At 38.4% G+C, this 16,890-nt stretch carries 20 protein-coding genes; 16 read left to right on the top strand and 4 right to left on the bottom strand.

Features of this window, described 5'->3' with window-relative positions:
• Nucleotides 1-82: 82 nt before the first annotated feature.
• Nucleotides 83-673 (top strand): TIGR00730 family Rossman fold protein, encoded by a 591-nt coding sequence (locus tag P8M52_RS05650; protein ID WP_300308574.1) that lies wholly within the window; start codon nucleotides 83-85, stop codon nucleotides 671-673.
• A 2-nt stretch (nucleotides 674-675) separates the two neighbouring features.
• Nucleotides 676-1,329, top strand: coding sequence for an HAD family hydrolase (locus P8M52_RS05645; RefSeq protein ID WP_300308571.1), 654 nt, complete (start codon nucleotides 676-678; stop codon nucleotides 1,327-1,329).
• A 65-nt stretch (nucleotides 1,330-1,394) separates the two neighbouring features.
• On the opposite strand, the gene P8M52_RS05640 is transcribed toward P8M52_RS05645, so the two are convergent.
• Nucleotides 1,395-1,910 (bottom strand): DsrE/DsrF/DrsH-like family protein, encoded by a 516-nt coding sequence (locus P8M52_RS05640; protein WP_300308568.1) that lies wholly within the window; start codon nucleotides 1,908-1,910, stop codon nucleotides 1,395-1,397.
• Nucleotides 1,911-1,938: 28 nt separating this feature from the next.
• The gene (locus P8M52_RS05635) at nucleotides 1,939-2,163 is read right to left on the bottom strand and encodes a sulfurtransferase TusA family protein (protein ID WP_300308566.1); all 225 of its coding nucleotides are present in this window, start codon (nucleotides 2,161-2,163) and stop codon (nucleotides 1,939-1,941) included.
• Between the two features lie 109 nt (nucleotides 2,164-2,272).
• Between P8M52_RS05635 and P8M52_RS05630 the strand changes: the two genes are divergently transcribed.
• Nucleotides 2,273-3,595, top strand: coding sequence for a M48 family metalloprotease (locus tag P8M52_RS05630; RefSeq protein WP_300308563.1), 1,323 nt, complete (start codon nucleotides 2,273-2,275; stop codon nucleotides 3,593-3,595).
• Between the two features lie 16 nt (nucleotides 3,596-3,611).
• Here the strand turns inward: P8M52_RS05630 and rpiA are convergent, their stop codons facing one another.
• Nucleotides 3,612-4,274 (bottom strand): ribose-5-phosphate isomerase RpiA, encoded by a 663-nt coding sequence (gene rpiA / locus P8M52_RS05625; RefSeq protein WP_300308560.1) that lies wholly within the window; start codon nucleotides 4,272-4,274, stop codon nucleotides 3,612-3,614.
• A 63-nt stretch (nucleotides 4,275-4,337) separates the two neighbouring features.
• Between rpiA and P8M52_RS05620 the strand changes: the two genes are divergently transcribed.
• The 7 genes from P8M52_RS05620 (at nucleotide 4,338) to P8M52_RS05590 (ending at nucleotide 9,621) form a co-directional block, all read left to right on the top strand.
• Nucleotides 4,338-4,925, top strand: coding sequence for an XTP/dITP diphosphatase (locus tag P8M52_RS05620; protein ID WP_300308557.1), 588 nt, complete (start codon nucleotides 4,338-4,340; stop codon nucleotides 4,923-4,925).
• A gap of 12 nt (nucleotides 4,926-4,937) precedes the next feature.
• Nucleotides 4,938-6,047: a radical SAM family heme chaperone HemW gene (gene hemW, locus P8M52_RS05615; protein ID WP_300308554.1), complete on the top strand. Its 1,110-nt coding sequence runs from the start codon at nucleotides 4,938-4,940 to the stop codon at nucleotides 6,045-6,047.
• Nucleotides 6,048-6,106: 59 nt separating this feature from the next.
• The gene (locus P8M52_RS05610) at nucleotides 6,107-6,451 is read left to right on the top strand and encodes a cytochrome c (RefSeq protein ID WP_300308551.1); all 345 of its coding nucleotides are present in this window, start codon (nucleotides 6,107-6,109) and stop codon (nucleotides 6,449-6,451) included.
• A 140-nt stretch (nucleotides 6,452-6,591) separates the two neighbouring features.
• Nucleotides 6,592-7,470, top strand: a complete 879-nt coding sequence (gene argB, locus P8M52_RS05605; RefSeq protein WP_300308548.1) for an acetylglutamate kinase — start codon at nucleotides 6,592-6,594, stop codon at nucleotides 7,468-7,470.
• A complete protein-coding gene (locus P8M52_RS05600; RefSeq protein WP_300308545.1) occupies nucleotides 7,463-8,320 on the top strand; it encodes a dihydroorotate dehydrogenase electron transfer subunit in 858 nt (285 codons plus the stop codon). Before argB ends, P8M52_RS05600 begins: the two co-directional genes overlap by 8 nt.
• Nucleotides 8,321-8,449: 129 nt before the next feature.
• Entirely contained in the window at nucleotides 8,450-9,088 is a 639-nt protein-coding gene (locus P8M52_RS05595) for a YggS family pyridoxal phosphate-dependent enzyme (protein ID WP_300308542.1), read from the top strand.
• 47 nt (nucleotides 9,089-9,135) lie between these two features.
• Entirely contained in the window at nucleotides 9,136-9,621 is a 486-nt protein-coding gene (locus P8M52_RS05590) for an asparaginase domain-containing protein (protein WP_300308539.1), read from the top strand.
• Nucleotides 9,622-9,651: 30 nt separating this feature from the next.
• On the opposite strand, the gene P8M52_RS05585 is transcribed toward P8M52_RS05590, so the two are convergent.
• The gene (locus tag P8M52_RS05585) at nucleotides 9,652-10,089 is read right to left on the bottom strand and encodes a c-type cytochrome (protein WP_300308537.1); all 438 of its coding nucleotides are present in this window, start codon (nucleotides 10,087-10,089) and stop codon (nucleotides 9,652-9,654) included.
• Nucleotides 10,090-10,177: 88 nt separating this feature from the next.
• Here P8M52_RS05585 and P8M52_RS05580 point away from each other — a divergent pair, with 88 nt between their 5' ends.
• The 6 genes from P8M52_RS05580 (at nucleotide 10,178) to P8M52_RS05555 (ending at nucleotide 16,890) form a co-directional block, all read left to right on the top strand.
• A complete protein-coding gene (locus P8M52_RS05580) occupies nucleotides 10,178-12,661 on the top strand; it encodes a DUF3971 domain-containing protein (RefSeq protein ID WP_300308535.1) in 2,484 nt (827 codons plus the stop codon).
• Nucleotides 12,658-14,082, top strand: a complete 1,425-nt coding sequence (gene tldD / locus P8M52_RS05575; RefSeq protein WP_300308532.1) for a metalloprotease TldD — start codon at nucleotides 12,658-12,660, stop codon at nucleotides 14,080-14,082. Before P8M52_RS05580 ends, tldD begins: the two co-directional genes overlap by 4 nt.
• A 92-nt stretch (nucleotides 14,083-14,174) precedes the next feature.
• Complete coding sequence (gene ndhC / locus P8M52_RS05570) at nucleotides 14,175-14,531, top strand: NADH-quinone oxidoreductase subunit A (protein WP_300308530.1); 357 nt, start codon at nucleotides 14,175-14,177, stop codon at nucleotides 14,529-14,531.
• Between the two features lie 3 nt (nucleotides 14,532-14,534).
• Entirely contained in the window at nucleotides 14,535-15,014 is a 480-nt protein-coding gene (locus P8M52_RS05565) for an NADH-quinone oxidoreductase subunit B (protein ID WP_300308527.1), read from the top strand.
• Nucleotides 15,015-15,019: 5 nt separating this feature from the next.
• A complete protein-coding gene (locus P8M52_RS05560) occupies nucleotides 15,020-15,634 on the top strand; it encodes an NADH-quinone oxidoreductase subunit C (RefSeq protein ID WP_300308525.1) in 615 nt (204 codons plus the stop codon).
• 2 nt (nucleotides 15,635-15,636) lie between these two features.
• Nucleotides 15,637-16,890, top strand: coding sequence for an NADH-quinone oxidoreductase subunit D (locus P8M52_RS05555; protein ID WP_300308522.1), 1,254 nt, complete (start codon nucleotides 15,637-15,639; stop codon nucleotides 16,888-16,890).

Below are 16,890 nucleotides of genomic sequence, written 5' to 3'. Positions count from 1 at the left end.
TTCTAGTAGTCATACTGATGAAGATATTCAAGTAACTATTGATGCAGCAGAACGTGTATTTGCAAAATTATAAATTTAAACCATGAACATTCAGGTTGTTGAATCTGAGTTAAACAATTCGGTTGCTTTGCTAAATGATCTCGGCCCAAATGTCAGTATTTTTGGTTCGGCGAGAGTGAAGCAGTCTGATGTACTAGCGACACAAGCTTATCAGTTGGCAAAATCTTTATCAGATAGTGGATTTAATATATTAACTGGTGCAGGGCCTGGCATTATGCAGGCAGCAAACAAAGGGGCCTTTGAGGGAAAATCATTAAGCATCGGTTTAAATATCAAATTACCCAAAGAACAAAACCCTAATACATACCTAGATAGGTGTATTTTATTTGAGCATTTTTTTACTCGTAAAGTGGTGCTAATCAAGCATGCGGATGTATGTGTGTTTTTCCCGGGTGGGTTTGGTACTGCTGATGAATTACTAGAAGTGTTGACACTGATACAAACTAGAAAAGGCAAGCCTATTAAATTATTTTTATTCGGCTCTTCATTTTGGTCGCCACTACTTACCTGGTTTGGGTCATTATTAGACATGGAATACATTAACCAAACTGATCTAGATTTATTTTGTTTGGTAGATGATGTTGAACAATTAGTAAACAATATTAAGGAATAGGTATGGCATTAGCAATTTTTGATCTTGATAAAACTTTGATCGGTGGAGATAGTGACTTTCTCTGGGGTGAGTTTATGAGTGAAATTGGCGCGGTAGATAAGGACAGTTATCAGGCAAAGAATCAATACTTCTTTGATCAGTATGCACTTGGAAGTCTTGATATTAATGAATATCTAGAGTTTTGTTTAAAGCCCTTATCTCAAAATACTAGAAAAACCTTAGATGTCTGGCATCAGCGTTTTATGAGCGAAAAGATTGAGAATATTCTTTTGCCTAAGGCGCAAGCAGTTGTTGATGGACATAAAGCAAAGGGTGATACGATATTGGTTATCACAGCAACCAATAGCTTTGTTACGGCGCCAATCGTTCAGCGTTATGGTATTGAGAACTTGTTAGCGACTAATCCCGAAATTAACAATGGAGAATTTACCGGCAGAGTATTAGGTGAGCCCTGCTTCCAGACAGGAAAAATAACACATTTAAATCATTGGCTTAAGAAAACAGGAGAGGAGTTGGCAGGTGCTTATTTTTACTCTGATTCGCATAATGATTTGCCAATGCTTGAGTTGGTTGACCATCCTGTGGTTGTGCATGGCGATGAAACTTTGCAGAAGATTGCCAAAGAACGAGGCTGGCCAAGTCTAGATTGGCATTAGGCATTTAATGCTTTAGACAATAAAAAACCTCCGAAAGGAGGTTTTTTATTACAAGCAAGGAAATCTTACATGTATAGGTGATGATCACCAGTAGCAGCTTCATCAAAGTATGACGCTGCACCTGCAAATTCCACACCATCGATAAAGTCAGCTTTATCAAAGCCGAATAACTCAACTGTCATTTCACAGGCGATAAACTTAACGTCAAATTCTTGACACATAGAGCGTAGTTCTTCGATTTTAGCAACGCCATGTTTAGCCATGGTTTTTTTCATCATCCATGTGACTAAAGACTCAGCACCAGGAATATTCCATAAGACATTTGGAATTTTAGGACCAAAATCAATTTTTTGTAACCACTTTGGGCCAAAAGGCATTTTCATTGGCATAGAAGGATTTCCAATTGGAGAAACTCTAAGTTTAGAAGTGTCTTTTAATAAAAGATTTAAACCATAAAACGTAAAAAAGATAGTTACTTCTTTATCCATAGCAACGCCAGTGGAGGCAATAATGAAAGGAGGAAAAGCCCAATCAAAAGTACCTTTAGTAGCGATAATTGTCATCTTATTGTCGTCTGACATAGTTATTCTCCTCTGAAATAATTATGAATTAAACTCTTTCAATCGTGAAAACGTACTTTCCACCGTCTTCAGTTGTAGAGATAAGCTTGTTGCCAGTTTGATTACAAAAAGCCTCGATATCTTTCACTGAGCCTGCGTCTGTAGAGATTACATCTAAGATCTTGCCAGTATCCATTTTTGATAATGCTTTCTTAGTTTTTAAAATTGGTAATGGGCAGTTTAAGCCTGATGCATCTAAAGTTTCGTCAGCCATTGTGGACTCCTTTGTATTTGAATTTATATAATTAAGCTTATCTTTTTAAAAAAAGACAAGTTCAACTATTTTAGTCGCACTGTGGTTAAGAGTCAAATATAATAAAACTATGATTAAGATATTATTACTATTGATACTCAGCTTTCAGGTTAATGCGCTTGAAGTGCCAGAATTAACTTTGTCTGAATCTTTGCAAGAGCAAAAACAAGGCAATGAATTCTTGCAAATTATCTGGAACACCGATTCAGTGATTGCTGATGTCGAGGCTCAAGTGTATTTAAAAACATTGGGGCATGAATTGACCCGATATAGTGAAAACCCTGATAAGCATTTTGATTTCTTTTTGCTCAACGATGATAGTATTAATGCCTTTGCGGGCCCTTATGGCTATATTGGTGTACATACAGGCATGTTGTTAAGTTCAGAATCTGAAGCAGAGCTTGCCGGTGTTTTGTCACACGAAATCTCCCATATAACTCAAAATCACTTAGCACGTTTTAGTGACAAAACTGACAAGCAAACTTATATTATGGTGGCTGGTATGTTGGCTGCTGCTTTAGTAGACAATACTAACGCCTCACAAGCGATTGCCACTTCTACGGTTGCTGCTACAGCTCAGCAGAATATTAACTTTACTCGCGAACATGAGTGGGAAGCAGACCGTATTGGTACAAATATGTTAATAAAGTCAGGATTTGATCCAAAGGGAATGGCGCATTTTTTTGAAAAATTGAAAGACAGTGCAAATGCTCAAGAATTTTTGCGTTCACATCCGCTTAGCGTTAATCGAATTTCTGATTCCATACAAAGGACAAGTCGAATCGATGGCGATTATCGAGAAGATACGTTTGAATATGAAACACTCAAGGCTCGTTTGTATTATGACCAACATAGACGCATAAAACTTGAAAAAGATCCAGACTTAACCTTATACATGCAAGCATACGATGCCTTCGAAAAGCAAGATTACGTATCTGCCAAAACAGTTATAGAGCAACTATTAGCATTAAATAATCAAACGCCAAGCGTCACATTAGCTGGTAGAATTTATGCAAAACTTGGCCAAATAGAAAAGTCACAGCAGTATTTTTCTCAGGCTGTTGACGAGAGTGAGTCGGCTGTTTATTATGCAGCTCAAGCATATTTGGATAACAATCAAACGTCAAAGGGTGTTAACTTATTAAAACGATATTTGAAGCGCAACAAAGGCACCTATTTGTCGCATAAACTTCTCTCATCACTATATGTTGATGCAGGTCTTGTTGACAGGGCTCACATTCATAATGCTAAAGCGTTAATACACCAAGGAAAGCTCGACTTGGCTATTTCTCGCTATGAGCGAGCAAAGGCAACAACCAGTTCCCAAGACTTGTTTGATGTGATAAATGTTGAGATTGAGCGCCTAGAAAGGCGAATTGATCTTTATAAGTAGACGTCTTAAGCCGGGTTTAAGCGCCAACTACTTTCACACCATTTGGTGTGCCTAATAACAAAACATTAGCACCACGGTTGGCAAACAAGCCATTGGTTACGACACCTACAATGCTGTCAAGTTCGGTTTCCATTGCTTTAGGGTCAGTAATTTTTAAACCTTCAACATCTAAAATTAGGTTGCCATTATCGGTAATAAAGTTTTCTCTAACAAAAGGTGTGCCACCAATTCTACGAGTGATCTGATGCTTAACATAGTTAGCAGCCATTGGAATTACTTCAACAGGCAGTGGGAAATCACCCATAACACTAACCAACTTTGATTCATCCGCAATACAAACAAATTTATCGGCCACAGCAGCAACAATCTTTTCACGTGTCAATGCACCACCACCACCTTTAATAAGGTTTAGGCCATCATCAGATTCATCGGCACCATCAATATAAACCGATATTGCATCTACATCGTTTAGGTCAAATACTTTGATGCCATGACTTTCTAGACGCTCTGCCGTTGCAACTGAACTGGCAACAGCGCCTATAACGTCATCCTTCATAGTGGCCAGCGCATCAATGAAAAAATTTGCAGTTGAGCCAGTACCCACGCCTATAATAGTATCCTTAACAACGTATTTAAGCGCCTCTTGCGCAACAGCGAATTTCATTTCGTCTTGAGTCATAATGTGCTCCAAATTTTTTATATATTCAATTGATTATACACTGAGACCGTACCCTTAACTATTATGAAAAAAATCATTCTTGCTAGTAACAACCCGGGAAAAATAAAAGAATTTAACACCATGCTCCAAGAGAGTTATCAGGTTGTTTCCATGAGTGATATGCAGGTTGAAGAGGTGCCAGAAATCGGTTTAACATTTGTTGAAAATGCCTTAATCAAAGCGCGTAATGCTGCAGAACAATCTGGCTTGCCAGCATTGGCTGATGATTCTGGGATTGTGGTAGATGCGCTGAATGGCGAGCCCGGTATTTATTCTGCTAGATATGCGGGAGCTCATGGTGATGATGAGGCTAATACCCAAAAAATTCTTGACGAAATGTCTGACATTCCCGATGATCAGCGTAGTGCAAGATTTTGGTGTGCAATTGTTTTTGTTGAGCATGCAAATGATCCAACACCCATTATTATTCAGCGCGGATGGGAGGGCGAAATTCTGCGAGAGAAGGCGGGTAAAAACGGCTTTGGCTATGATCCAATTTTTTATGTCCCAACTCATAAAAAAGCCTCGGCAGAATTATCTGCAGAAGAAAAGAATGGTATTTCTCATCGAGGCAAGGCATTGCAAGCATTGTTGTTAGAGCTGCAATCATAGTAAGATATTAATATGTTAGAGCTTCCGCCACTAGCGCTTTATATACACTACCCTTGGTGTGTTAAAAAATGCCCATACTGTGATTTTAACTCACATGAGCTTAGCGATAGCCAAGGGTATATTAATGCACTACTTGATGATCTGGATGATGATTTGAGTTATGTACAAGGGCGTTCTATTCATTCGATTTTTATTGGCGGTGGTACACCCAGCTTAATGAGTGAAAAGGATTTATCCCAGTTGTTTGATGGACTTAGATCTCGTTTGAATTTTGATAATGAGATTGAAATTACCTTAGAGGCAAATCCCGGTACGTTCGAGGTTGAAAAGTTTAGTGCGTTTCGAAACATTGGTGTTAATCGTTTATCTATTGGCGTGCAATCTTTTAACAATGAACACCTTGAATCATTGGGCAGAATTCATAGCGCTGATAATGCGATATACGCCTGCGAGCAAGCCAAGCAAGTAGGCTTTGATAATTTCAATATTGATCTCATGTATGGCTTGCAAAATCAAACTATTGATGGCTGCTTATCGGACTTGGAGCGCGCAATCAAGCTAAACCCAACTCATATCTCGTTTTATCAGTTAACGATAGAGCCTAATACCTTGTTTGCAAAGTTTCCGCCCATTTTGCCAAAAGCTGATGACATATGGTCTATGGGCGAGCAAGGTATCAGCTTATTAACTCAACAGGGGTTTGAGCGTTATGAAGTGTCAGCCTTTGGCAGGATTCCGTCTAAGCACAATTTGAATTATTGGGAATTTGGTGACTATATCGGCATTGGTGCGGGTGCCCATGGCAAGATTACATCTATTATAAATCAAACTATTATTCGGACTTTAAAGTCTAAATCGCCCAAAGATTATATTCAGAAACGTAACAAAACCATCGAAGTTATTGAAAATACATCATTTGAATTTATGTTGAATGCCTTACGTCTCAAAAATGGATTTGAGGTGGAATTATTCTCTAAAAGAAGCGGCGTACCAATCAATAATATTTGTGATCAGTTAGCTTCTGCAAAAGACTTGGGATTATTGGAGTATAGTGATTCGTTAATTCGACCAACCACCAAAGGGTTTAATTTTTTAAATAATTTACAAGAGTTGTTTTTATGAAAATTTTAATAATACTCGCCAGCACTTTGATATTAACAGGTTGTTTTGAGAGTGAAGATGTGCAAATTATAGAGGGCAATAACATTAAGTTAGGTAAAGCCATTTTTGAAGAAAACTGTATGCATTGTCATGGAAAAGAGGGGGAGGGTTTAATCAAAGAATGGAAGACGAGACTGCCAAATGGGAAATTTCCGGCACCACCACTTAATGGGTCAGCACACGCTTGGCATCATTCCCCGACAGTATTGATGAATACTATCAACAATGGCGGCGCCAAATTAGGTGGTTGGATGCCAGCATTCAAGGATCAATTGAGCGAAAAGCAAAAACAAGCTGTTTTAAATTATATTCATGATTTATGGCCACAAGAAGTTCAGAGGAAATACAACCAAAGATTTAAATAATTTTAATGGAATGTAGTTGATTTAATCGATTATTAAAATGATGCGACTACATGCCTTAAGAGCTTGCCATTGAAGAATGCTGATACTGATCGCTGTTATTGGTAAAATAACTGTTTAATTGATTTCTACATTTATTTTATATGTCAGACAGTACACATAATATAGCTAGCGTTCTTACTGAGAGCTTGCCATATATTCAAAAGTTTCAGGGCAAAACTATCGTTATCAAATATGGCGGCAATGCCATGATCGATGAAGAGCTTAAGTCAAGCTTCGCGCGTGATATTGTGCTAATGAAATCAGTGGGCATGAATCCAATTGTTGTGCATGGTGGCGGGCCACAAATTGGCAAAACTTTGGAAAAAATCGGTAAAGAAAGCGAGTTTATTGGCGGTATGCGAGTCACTGATTCTGAGACGATGGATGTGGTTGAAATGGTGCTAGGTGGCTTAGTTAATAAGGAAATTGTTAACTTAATTCATCAACATGGTGGCCATTCCATTGGTCTAACAGGTAAGGATGGTAGCTTAATTACAGCTAAGAAATTGCAACATGATATTGAGCCAACTTCTGAAATTATTGACTTGGGCCATGTGGGAGAAGTGGACGAAATTGACACCTCAGTGATTGAACTATTGTTAAAAGGGGATTTTATTCCAGTGATCGCCCCAATTGGTGTTGGTGAAGATGGTTTTTCATACAATATTAATGCAGATTTAGTAGCTGGCTCAATTGCTCAAGCGCTAAAGGCAGAAAAACTTATCTTGCTAACTAACACCTCGGGTTTGCTAGATTCTGCAGGCGAACTATTAACAGGATTAGATGCCAAGACGGTAGATGGGCTGATTAAGGATGGCACAATTTATGGTGGCATGCTACCTAAAATCGGTTGTGCTTTATCTGCCGTCAAGAATGGCGTTAAATCTACTCACATCATTGATGGTCGAGTATCGCATGCGGTTTTATTAGAAATATTTACTGACAATGGTGTCGGCACATTAATTACCTGTAATGAGTAAAGAAAATCGAAAAACTATTAAAGTAGTAGATTGCCAAGTATTGGCACACTATAAATTCGAAGGCGACCAATATATTTTGACATTGGCTTCAGAGGTTATCGCCAATGAGACAAAGCCAGGTCAATTTGTTCATATTACTGTATCAGATGCGCTACCAATGAGACGTCCAATCTCCATTATGTCAGTTGATAAAGAAAATGCAACGTTTGATTTGTTATACAAGGTGGTTGGAGAAGGTACGAGGCAATTAGCTGAGCGAAAAATCGGAGAAATGCTAAGTGTAATTGGCCCAATTGGTAATGGCTTTGAAATGACAAAAAACAAGAGGCCGTTACTAATTGGTGGCGGTGTTGGCATGCCGCCAATGGTTGCTATCGCTCAATCAATCAAAGACTTGGATTATCAACCTTTTGCTATTTTAGGCTCTGAAGTGCCATTTCCTTTTGATGAGCAATTAGCCAATGATGGTAAAGATTATCAGGGCGCAACTCATACTATGCCTGAATTGGAGGCATGGGGCGTTGAATGTCGATTGGCCAGTCTACAAGATTACGACGGGGTTTTTAAAGGCTACGTAACTGATCTTGCCAAAGTTTATCTAGATGGCTTGAGTGACGATGAAAGAGCTCAGATAGAAATTTATTCATGCGGACCTCATCCGATGTTAGAGGCCGTTGCTAAATTAGCTAAAGAATACAATTTACCATGTCAAGTTTCCTTAGAGGAGAATATGGCATGTGCTGTTGGTGGTTGTGCCGGCTGTGTAGTTGAAGTACAAACTGATACTGGTCCAGCGATGAAACGTGTTTGTGTGGATGGCCCCGTATTTGACGCAACAACTGTCTTTTAACTTCTCTTTTTTCCATTCCGACTACGTTAGATTTAACAAAATACTCAGTTACGTAGATTTACTACGCGCCTTCGTATTTTTTAAATCCGTCTTGCGCAATGAAAAAAATGCTCGCTAAAACCAATACTTATGATTGTTGAAAATTTAAAGAATGTTCAAAATCGTATCCATGCTGTTGATGCGAAAAATAAAGTCACTCTTATTGCTGTTAGTAAAACCAAGCCTGCCTCTGATCTTCAACAAGCTATTGATGTAGGGCAGCGCCATTTCGGTGAAAACTATCTACAAGAAGCCTTGGAAAAAATTGATATTTTAAAAGGCCAGAATTTAATCTGGCATTTTATCGGCCCGATTCAATCGAATAAAACTAAGCAAATTGCTGAGAATTTTAGCTGGGTGCATAGTGTCGATCGACTCAAAATCGCCAAACGCTTAAATGACCAGCGTCCAACACAACTTGACAAGCTTCATATGCTGTTGCAAGTCAATATTGACAACGAACCAACCAAATCAGGTGTTTTGGAAAGCGAAATCGACGATATTGTTGCCCATTTTCAAAATTTCCAAAATATTTCTCTTCGAGGATTTATGTGTATTCCTAATCCAGATAATTCAGCTAACAGTTTTGCTAAAATGGCACAAATAATGAAAAAACACCCAAATTTAGATACTTTATCGATGGGAATGAGTTCAGATCTTGAATTAGCCATTGAAAATGGCGCTACTTTTGTACGCATTGGTAGTGATATCTTTGGAAAAAGAGTTTAAACAGGTCATTAATAAAATTTCTAAAATTTTTTGATACAATAGCGCCCATGAAAATCAAAGTTTTAATTACTGGCGGCACCATCGATAAAACTTATAAAGAGTTAACCGGTGAGTTGTCTTTTACACAGACCCATATGGTGGATATGCTTAATCGTGGCAGGTCAATGGCAGACACTTTGTCCGAAGTGTTATTCTTAAAAGATTCACTAGAAATGACCGAATCAGATCGTGCTTTTATTTTGGACAAATGCCAATCTAGTGATGAGAAAAATATTCTCATTACGCATGGAACCGATACCATAGTAGAAACCGCTGCGTATTTAGCCAAATCTATTAAAGATAAAACCGTGGTGTTGTTTGGATCGATGATTCCGTATTCTATTGATCACTCTGATGCATTGTTTAATTTAGGTGTTGCGTTATGCGCTGTGCAACTTAAAGACCATGGTATCTATATTGCTATGAATGGCCAGGTGTTTGATTTTGACAAGGTCCAGAAAGACAAAGGGCTAGGCATCTTCACGAATACCTAGCCCTTTAAAATTAAAAAGGTTTTTCTTAACTTATTTAATCATGTGTTCGATAGCAGCTTTTAACTCGTCATCAGAACAATCCATACAAGTGCCTTTTGGTGGCATGGCACCTTTTCCGGAAATAGCGACTTTAACTAAGTCTGCAATACCACGTTTAACTCTTGGTGCCCAATCAGCCTTACTCCCAAGCTTGGGCGCGTTCATAACGCCAACGCTATGACAGCTAGCACAAACAGCTGTATAAACTTCTTCACCGCTACGTGCTTTAGCGGCAGTTTTAACAGGAGCCTTAATCGCATTAACATCAATATCACCCTCTAAATACACCTGACCTAGGGGCTGAATTCGCTCAGCTAGGGTTAAATTGTCGTTGTAGCCAACGTGAACTAAGTTGCCAAAGAAAGTCTTGGCACCGAAAATTATGGCAAAAATAACAATAATTGCTGCAATAGAGTTTTTAAAATACATGGTGATTTTCCTTATTTAGTCTTACTTTTGTATAAGAACTTAAACCTGAAAACAAGTTATAATTCTCAAAGAGCAGAATTATAACAGAATGATTAATAAAACACTATCAAATGGCGTTAAAGTATTAAGAATAAGCACTTGGTTGAGTGCTATTTTTTCTTTATTAGTTGTCATAGTTGTTGGATTTTTTGTTGCTTTTCCAGGTCTCATCAAGGGTCCAATTGAGTCACAACTGTCCACCACAACAGGCCTTAATGTTGAGTTATCTAAATTAAACTTTGAGCTTGATCGTGGGGGTATTTCATTAAAGATTCATGAGATGGCGTTAAGCTCAAAGGAATTACAACGACCTATAGCAAGCATTCAGAATTTACAATGGAAAGTGCAATTATTTAGCCTATTAGATGATATTTATCGCCCCAATCATGTGGCTATTGATTTATTAACAATCAACGCAAACGGTCAAGCTAAGGGTGTCGCTTTTTCTGTTAATGAGATGAAGCAGTTAGTGGCAAAAGACACGCTAGCAGCTGCCAATTTTTTTGAATTGTTAACCATTAACAAAACAGTTATTAAAGCTGAGCAAGATATTGAGCTATCGCCAATAGTGGTTAGTCACAATCAAGGTCAGCTAGTATTGAGTGTTGCAGATCAAACAATCAATAATCACCAAGTTGATATTAAGATGGTTTTATCAAGTGATCAACTGTCTCATGATGGCTTTATCACTTTGCCGATGACGATTAGCAATCAGGATTTTTCACTACTATCTAACATTAAGCTGTATCAAAAAGAAGGGCACACCTATACAGAATTCTTGGGCCATGTGGAGCAGATAAATGCTACAGATTTGGCTGATTATATCCCTGCGGCTGTAGTCGGCCAATCGACTAACAGCTGGATGAGGCGTGGATTTAAATCAGGTGTTTTGCAAAATTCAAATATTCGAATTCTTAAAAATATATCTGAGGATCAGCCAGCTGAAATTAATTTCACTGCATATTTGTCTAATACAGAATTGCTGTTTAATTCAGATTGGCAAACACTGAAAGATTTAGAGGCAAATATTACTACTGATGGTAAAAATATCAAGGTATTGGTTAATCAAACTAAGTTGTATGATTTTCCATTGTCTAATATAGAGCTAGAAATTGCGGATATGAGCCAACCCAATTTGGATGTGCATATGCAGGGTAAAATTAATACCAATAGTCAAGACTTTATTCAGTTTTTAGCTGACGCACCATCAGGCTCTACGGTGCATGACACCATTAAGCAATTTAGCTTGATTGGGCCATTAAAAGGTGAGCTTGATTTAATCATACCACTGGATAATCGTAAGTCGACATTAGACATTGACTTAACCATTCGGAATAATCACCTAACAACATTAGATGGAGCGATTGTTGTCAATAATTACGATTCTAAAATTGCATTTCATGACAATATAATTACCACCAAAGGTGTGGGCGATATTCGCAATATTCCATTCGAAATTCGTATTAATCCTGGCAATAGAAAGGATGACAAAGAATCGTCTTTTGCAGTTGAACTAATCAATAATAATGGTTTCGAACTATATTTGACCAAACGACTAGATGAGACTTGGCGTGCTAGAGTTGAGTCTGAAGCGCTAAAAACTAATATAGAGATTGCCTTAACAAATGATTTGCCAAGTGTGAGGATTTTGAGTTTACAGGCAACAACATTTGATAGTCTAAAAGGTAATTGGGATATTGAGCCTAATGATTTTCCGAGTATGTATTTAAGTACTCATGGTGTATTTATTGACGAAAAAGTAATGCCAAATTTTAGCGCCAAGCTAGAATCGACAAATAATGCCCTACTGATTAGTAATTTATTATTGAATGGAGTTGGGGTGGATCAGCAAGATTTGCGATTTAATGGCGCTTGGGTAGCAGGAAAAACAATACTAACCGCAAAAGCAAAAGGTGATGCTTTGAGTGATTTTTTAGACAAAATGAAGATCAATGAGAAGGTTGATGGTGGTAAGTTTGATTTTGATGTGCGTATTTTTTGTGATTGTGCACCTTGGAACATGAATCTAAAGGATGCTAGCGGCATTGCTAATATGAATATTCAGCAGGGTGTATTTACTGATAAAGATCCAAATCTTGGCAGGATTTTATCATTACTCAATATTAAGTCGGTTGCTAAGCGCCTAAAATTAGATGTATCGGATTTAACTGACAAGGGTTTTGTTTATGATAGCATTGATGCAAAAATTACTTTACAAAACTCTCAAGCCAAAATTGATCGCTTTCAATTAGAGGCGAGCTCAAGTGCCATTAGCCTTACTGGCCTGAGTGATATCATGAATCAAACATACGATTTGGAGGCTAAGGTGATTCCTGCTATTGGCGACGCTGTGCCAGTTGCTACTTATTTAGCGGGTGGTGGATTAGCTGGATTGGGCGTTTGGTTGGCAGATCAAGGGCTTTTTGATGGAAAACTCATTGATCAAATTATTGATCAAGTTGTGGAGTTTAAATATAAAATTATAGGTCCATGGGATGACCCTGTTATTACAAATATATCAAAAATTTTATGATTGAGCAATTATTGGATGATCACCATTTAAATCAGGAAAAAATTTATTCATTATTAGGATCTTTGTCTGAAAAAACAGCAGATTATGCTGATTTGTATTTTCAATATTCAGTGGCTGAATCTTGGTTTTTAGAGGAAAGCATTGTTAAATCGGGCACCTATAATATCAGTCATGGTGTCGGCGCTCGATCTGTCAATAATGAGCAAACTGGATTTGCTTATTCAGATGATTTAAATGCGAATGCCATTGAGAAGGCGATTAATTTTGCTAAGGGCACAGGGAGGGTTGACACACCTATTCAACTACAAACCTTCCAATCGGTGCTTGAGGTTGCTAAATATAGTGGTTTAAATCCTTTGGGTAGTCTTAGTTCCCAAGAAAAAGTCGACTTTTTAAATCGTATTGATGCGCTTGCTAGAAAAGAATCTAAAGTTAAACAAGTTAGTGCTTCAATTTCTGGTGCGTATTCTGAAGTTTTAATTGCTTCGAGTGATGGCGTTTACCAAACTGATTATCGCCCGATGGTTAGAGTCAGTGTCAGTGTTATTGTTGAGCATGATGGGCGCATTGAATCAGCTTCAAGCGGCGGCGGCGGCCGTTATGATTATCGGTATTTTATTGATCATAACCTTGATGAAGCATATGTTGCTGAAGCCATTAGGCAAGCGTTGGTAGCGTTAGAAGCGCAAGGCGCCCCTGCAGGCAATATGCCTGTTATTTTGGGTCCTGGATGGCCGGGTGTATTATTGCATGAGGCAATTGGTCATGGTCTAGAGGGAGATTTTAATCGTAAAGGCTCTTCCGTATTTTCTAATAAAATTGGTGAGCAAGTAGCGAGCTCAAAATGCACAATTGTAGATAATGGCACTTTGGCGAATAGGCGAGGCAGTTTGACAATTGACGATGAAGGTGTTCCTACTCAAAATACCACTTTGATAGAAAACGGCATACTTAAGGGTTATTTGTTTGACAAAATGAATGCAAGACTCATGGGTGTAGAGTCAACTGGTAATGGAAGGCGCGAGTCTTATGCGCATATGCCTATGCCTAGAATGACCAATACTTATATGCTGAATGGTGCAGATCATGTTGATGACATGATTGCCTCAGTTGATAATGGCATTTATGCGCTTAATTTTGATGGCGGTCAGGTGGATATTACTTCAGGAAAATTTGTCTTTAGTGCTAATGAAGCCTATTTGATTAAAAATGGAAAAATTTCTCATCCAGTAAAAGGGGCGACGTTGATTGGATCTGGTGACGAGGTATTGAAAAAAATATCAATGGTAGCTAATGATTTAAAACTTGATGGTGGCATTGGCGTGTGTGGCAAAGATGGACAGTCTGTACCAGTTGGCGTGGGTCAGCCGAGTTTGAAAATTGACGAATTAACCGTTGGTGGCACACAAATAAATACGTAGATTTCAGTCGAAACGTATTTTTTGTTATACGTGTATATTTAATCTGGAACAGATATAATGTTAACAATAAATTTAAGATATTGGAGTGCTAGGTGTTAGAGAACTATCTACCTATTGTTGTATTTATCATGCTAGGTCTCGGATTTGGCGTAGGGCCAATGTTAATTGGTTATCTACTCGGCCCTAGTAAGCCTGATGAAGAAAAAAACTCACAGTTTGAATGTGGCTTCCCGGCATTTGATGATTCACGCATGTATTTCAATGTGCGTTATTATTTGGTAGCAATTTTATTTATTCTGTTTGATTTAGAAGTGGCATTTGTCTTTCCATGGGCGGTAGTTCAGTCTCAATTGGGCTGGTTTGGTTTTGTTGCAATTAGTATCTTTTTATTCTTATTGGTAGTTGGTTTCATTTTCGAATGGAAAAAAGGCGCCTTAGAGTGGGAGTAGTTTATGGCTATTGAAGGGTTAATGAAAGAGGGATTTGTAACCACCTCACTAGACAGTGTTATTAACTGGGCAAGAACAGGGTCCTTATGGCCAATGACTTTTGGCCTGGCTTGCTGTGCAGTAGAAATGATGGAGGCTGGCTCATCGCGTTACGATTTAGACCGTTTCGGCGTTGTATTTAGGCCAACGCCACGACAATCCGATTTAATGATTGTTGCGGGTACATTGACTAATAAAATGGCACCAGCCTTAAGAAAAGTTTATGACCAAATGCCAGAACCAAGATGGGTGATTTCAATGGGATCATGTGCCAATGGTGGCGGTTATTATCATTATTCTTATGCCGTTGTACGCGGTTGTGATCGAATTGTTCCAGTTGATGTTTACGTGCCAGGTTGTCCGCCAACAGCAGAAGCATTGCTTTACGGAATTATGCAATTGCAGGATAAAATTCGACGTACTAACACTATAGCCCGTACTTAAAGATCATGGAAAAATTAATAGAGCAATTAGAAGAGATTTTTGAAGACGCCAATCTAGTTTCAGCTTTTGGTGAATTGACATTCACGGTGGATAGTAACGATATTATTGACACCTGTTTAAAGTTACGTGACAAGTTGGAATTTGACACACTTGTTGACTTGTGTGGTGTTGATTACTTAACTTATGGTCAGTCTGAATGGGCAAATGATGCTAGTAACTCAGGATTTTCTAGAGGTCGAAGTGCGCAAGGTGGAGAAGACAGACATCAACAACGATTTGCCGTGGTTTATCATTTGTTATCGGTGAGTAAAAATTACAGGATTCGAGTTAAAGCGTTTGTTAATGAGGCTGAGCCAATCATTAAATCAGTAACTAATATCTGGGCATCAGCAGATTGGTATGAGCGTGAAGCCTTTGACTTAATGGGAATTTTGTTTGAGAACCATACAGATTTACGTCGAATTCTAACTGATTATGGCTTTGTTGGTCATCCATTGCGTAAGGATTTTCCAATGATTGGCGAAGTTGAAATGCGTTATGATGAAGCTCTTGGTCGTGTTGTTTATGAAAAAGTGAGCATTGAGCCAAATGTTAGTGTTCCCAAGGTAATTAGGAAGTAAAGATGGCAGAAATTCGTAACTATACCCTTAACTTTGGCCCTCAGCATCCCGCAGCACATGGTGTATTGCGTCTAATTTTAGAAATTGATGGCGAAGTGATTGAGCGTGCAGATCCACATATTGGATTATTGCATCGCGGCACTGAAAAGCTGGTTGAATCTAAACCATATAATCAATCGATTGGTTATATGGATCGATTGGATTATGTCTCTATGATGTGCAATGAGCATGCATATGTAATGGCAATAGAAGCCATGTTAGAGCTTGAGGTGCCAGAGCGTGCTAAATATATTCGGGTGATGTTTGATGAGATTACGCGTATTTTGAACCATTTGATGTGGCTCGGTACGCACGCACTTGATGTGGGTGCAATGAGTATTTTCTTGTATGCTTTCCGTGAGCGTGAAAAGTTGATTGATTGTTATGAAGCTGTTTCCGGTTCGCGTATGCACGCCACTTATTACCGTCCAGGCGGCGTGTATCGTGATCTACCAGATCATATGCCAAAATACCTAAAGACAGACACACGTACAGATAAAGAGATAGAGGCGATGAATGAAAATCGTCAAGGCTCATTATTGGACTTTATTGATGACTTTGTTAAAGAATTTCCGCGCCATATTAAACAGTACGATGATCTTTTAACTGAAAATCGTATTTGGAAGCAGAGATTGGTTAATATTGGTATTGTTTCAGCACAGCGTGCAAAACAATTAGGTTTTACTGGCCCAATGTTAAGAGGCTCTGGTGTAGCTTGGGATTTGAGAAAAAACCAGCCATATGCAGTTTATGATCAACTAGAATTTGATATTCCAGTTGGTGTTACTGGCGATAGTTACGATCGTTACTTAGTGCGTATGGAAGAGTTACGACAATCTAATAAGATTATTGGACAGTGTGTAGCTTGGCTAAAAGCTAATCCAGGCCCGGTTATGAGTGATGATAAAAAAGTTGCGCCTCCAAAGCGTACAGATATGAAAGATGATATGGAGTCTCTGATTCATCACTTTAAATTATTTACTGAAGGTTATTCACTACCTGAAGGTGAGGTCTATAAGGCGGTTGAACACCCTAAGGGAGAATTTGGTATTTACTTAATCTCTGATGGCGCTAATAAGCCTTATAGAGTTAAAATTAGAGCGCCAGGTTTTGCGCATTTAGCATCTATGGATGAAATGACAAAAGGACATATGTTATCAGACGTAGTAACAATTATTGGTACGCAAGATATTGTATTTGGTGAGATTGATAGATAA

It is taken from the genome of Candidatus Thioglobus sp. (assembly GCF_029243085.1).
Lineage (GTDB): Bacteria > Pseudomonadota > Gammaproteobacteria > PS1 > Pseudothioglobaceae > Thioglobus_A.
Note: the sequence above shows the minus strand (reverse complement) of the source record. Positions and strands in the feature narration are given on the sequence as shown.

What these genes read in the sequence shown, in the direction of transcription:
- P8M52_RS05650 (WP_300308574.1), top strand. Translation starts at nt 83, where the DNA reads ATGAACATTCAGGTTGTTGAATCTGAGTTAAACAATTCGGTTGCTTTG.
- P8M52_RS05645 (WP_300308571.1), top strand. Translation starts at nt 676, where the DNA reads ATGGCATTAGCAATTTTTGATCTTGATAAAACTTTGATCGGTGGAGAT.
- P8M52_RS05640 (WP_300308568.1), bottom strand. Translation starts at nt 1,910, where the DNA reads ATGTCAGACGACAATAAGATGACAATTATCGCTACTAAAGGTACTTTT.
- P8M52_RS05635 (WP_300308566.1), bottom strand. Translation starts at nt 2,163, where the DNA reads ATGGCTGACGAAACTTTAGATGCATCAGGCTTAAACTGCCCATTACCA.
- P8M52_RS05630 (WP_300308563.1), top strand. Translation starts at nt 2,273, where the DNA reads ATGATTAAGATATTATTACTATTGATACTCAGCTTTCAGGTTAATGCG.
- rpiA (WP_300308560.1), bottom strand. Translation starts at nt 4,274, where the DNA reads ATGACTCAAGACGAAATGAAATTCGCTGTTGCGCAAGAGGCGCTTAAA.
- P8M52_RS05620 (WP_300308557.1), top strand. Translation starts at nt 4,338, where the DNA reads ATGAAAAAAATCATTCTTGCTAGTAACAACCCGGGAAAAATAAAAGAA.
- hemW (WP_300308554.1), top strand. Translation starts at nt 4,938, where the DNA reads ATGTTAGAGCTTCCGCCACTAGCGCTTTATATACACTACCCTTGGTGT.
- argB (WP_300308548.1), top strand. Translation starts at nt 6,592, where the DNA reads ATGTCAGACAGTACACATAATATAGCTAGCGTTCTTACTGAGAGCTTG.
- P8M52_RS05600 (WP_300308545.1), top strand. Translation starts at nt 7,463, where the DNA reads ATGAGTAAAGAAAATCGAAAAACTATTAAAGTAGTAGATTGCCAAGTA.
- P8M52_RS05595 (WP_300308542.1), top strand. Translation starts at nt 8,450, where the DNA reads ATGATTGTTGAAAATTTAAAGAATGTTCAAAATCGTATCCATGCTGTT.
- P8M52_RS05590 (WP_300308539.1), top strand. Translation starts at nt 9,136, where the DNA reads ATGAAAATCAAAGTTTTAATTACTGGCGGCACCATCGATAAAACTTAT.
- P8M52_RS05585 (WP_300308537.1), bottom strand. Translation starts at nt 10,089, where the DNA reads ATGTATTTTAAAAACTCTATTGCAGCAATTATTGTTATTTTTGCCATA.
- P8M52_RS05580 (WP_300308535.1), top strand. Translation starts at nt 10,178, where the DNA reads ATGATTAATAAAACACTATCAAATGGCGTTAAAGTATTAAGAATAAGC.
- tldD (WP_300308532.1), top strand. Translation starts at nt 12,658, where the DNA reads ATGATTGAGCAATTATTGGATGATCACCATTTAAATCAGGAAAAAATT.
- P8M52_RS05565 (WP_300308527.1), top strand. Translation starts at nt 14,535, where the DNA reads ATGGCTATTGAAGGGTTAATGAAAGAGGGATTTGTAACCACCTCACTA.
- P8M52_RS05560 (WP_300308525.1), top strand. Translation starts at nt 15,020, where the DNA reads ATGGAAAAATTAATAGAGCAATTAGAAGAGATTTTTGAAGACGCCAAT.
- P8M52_RS05555 (WP_300308522.1), top strand. Translation starts at nt 15,637, where the DNA reads ATGGCAGAAATTCGTAACTATACCCTTAACTTTGGCCCTCAGCATCCC.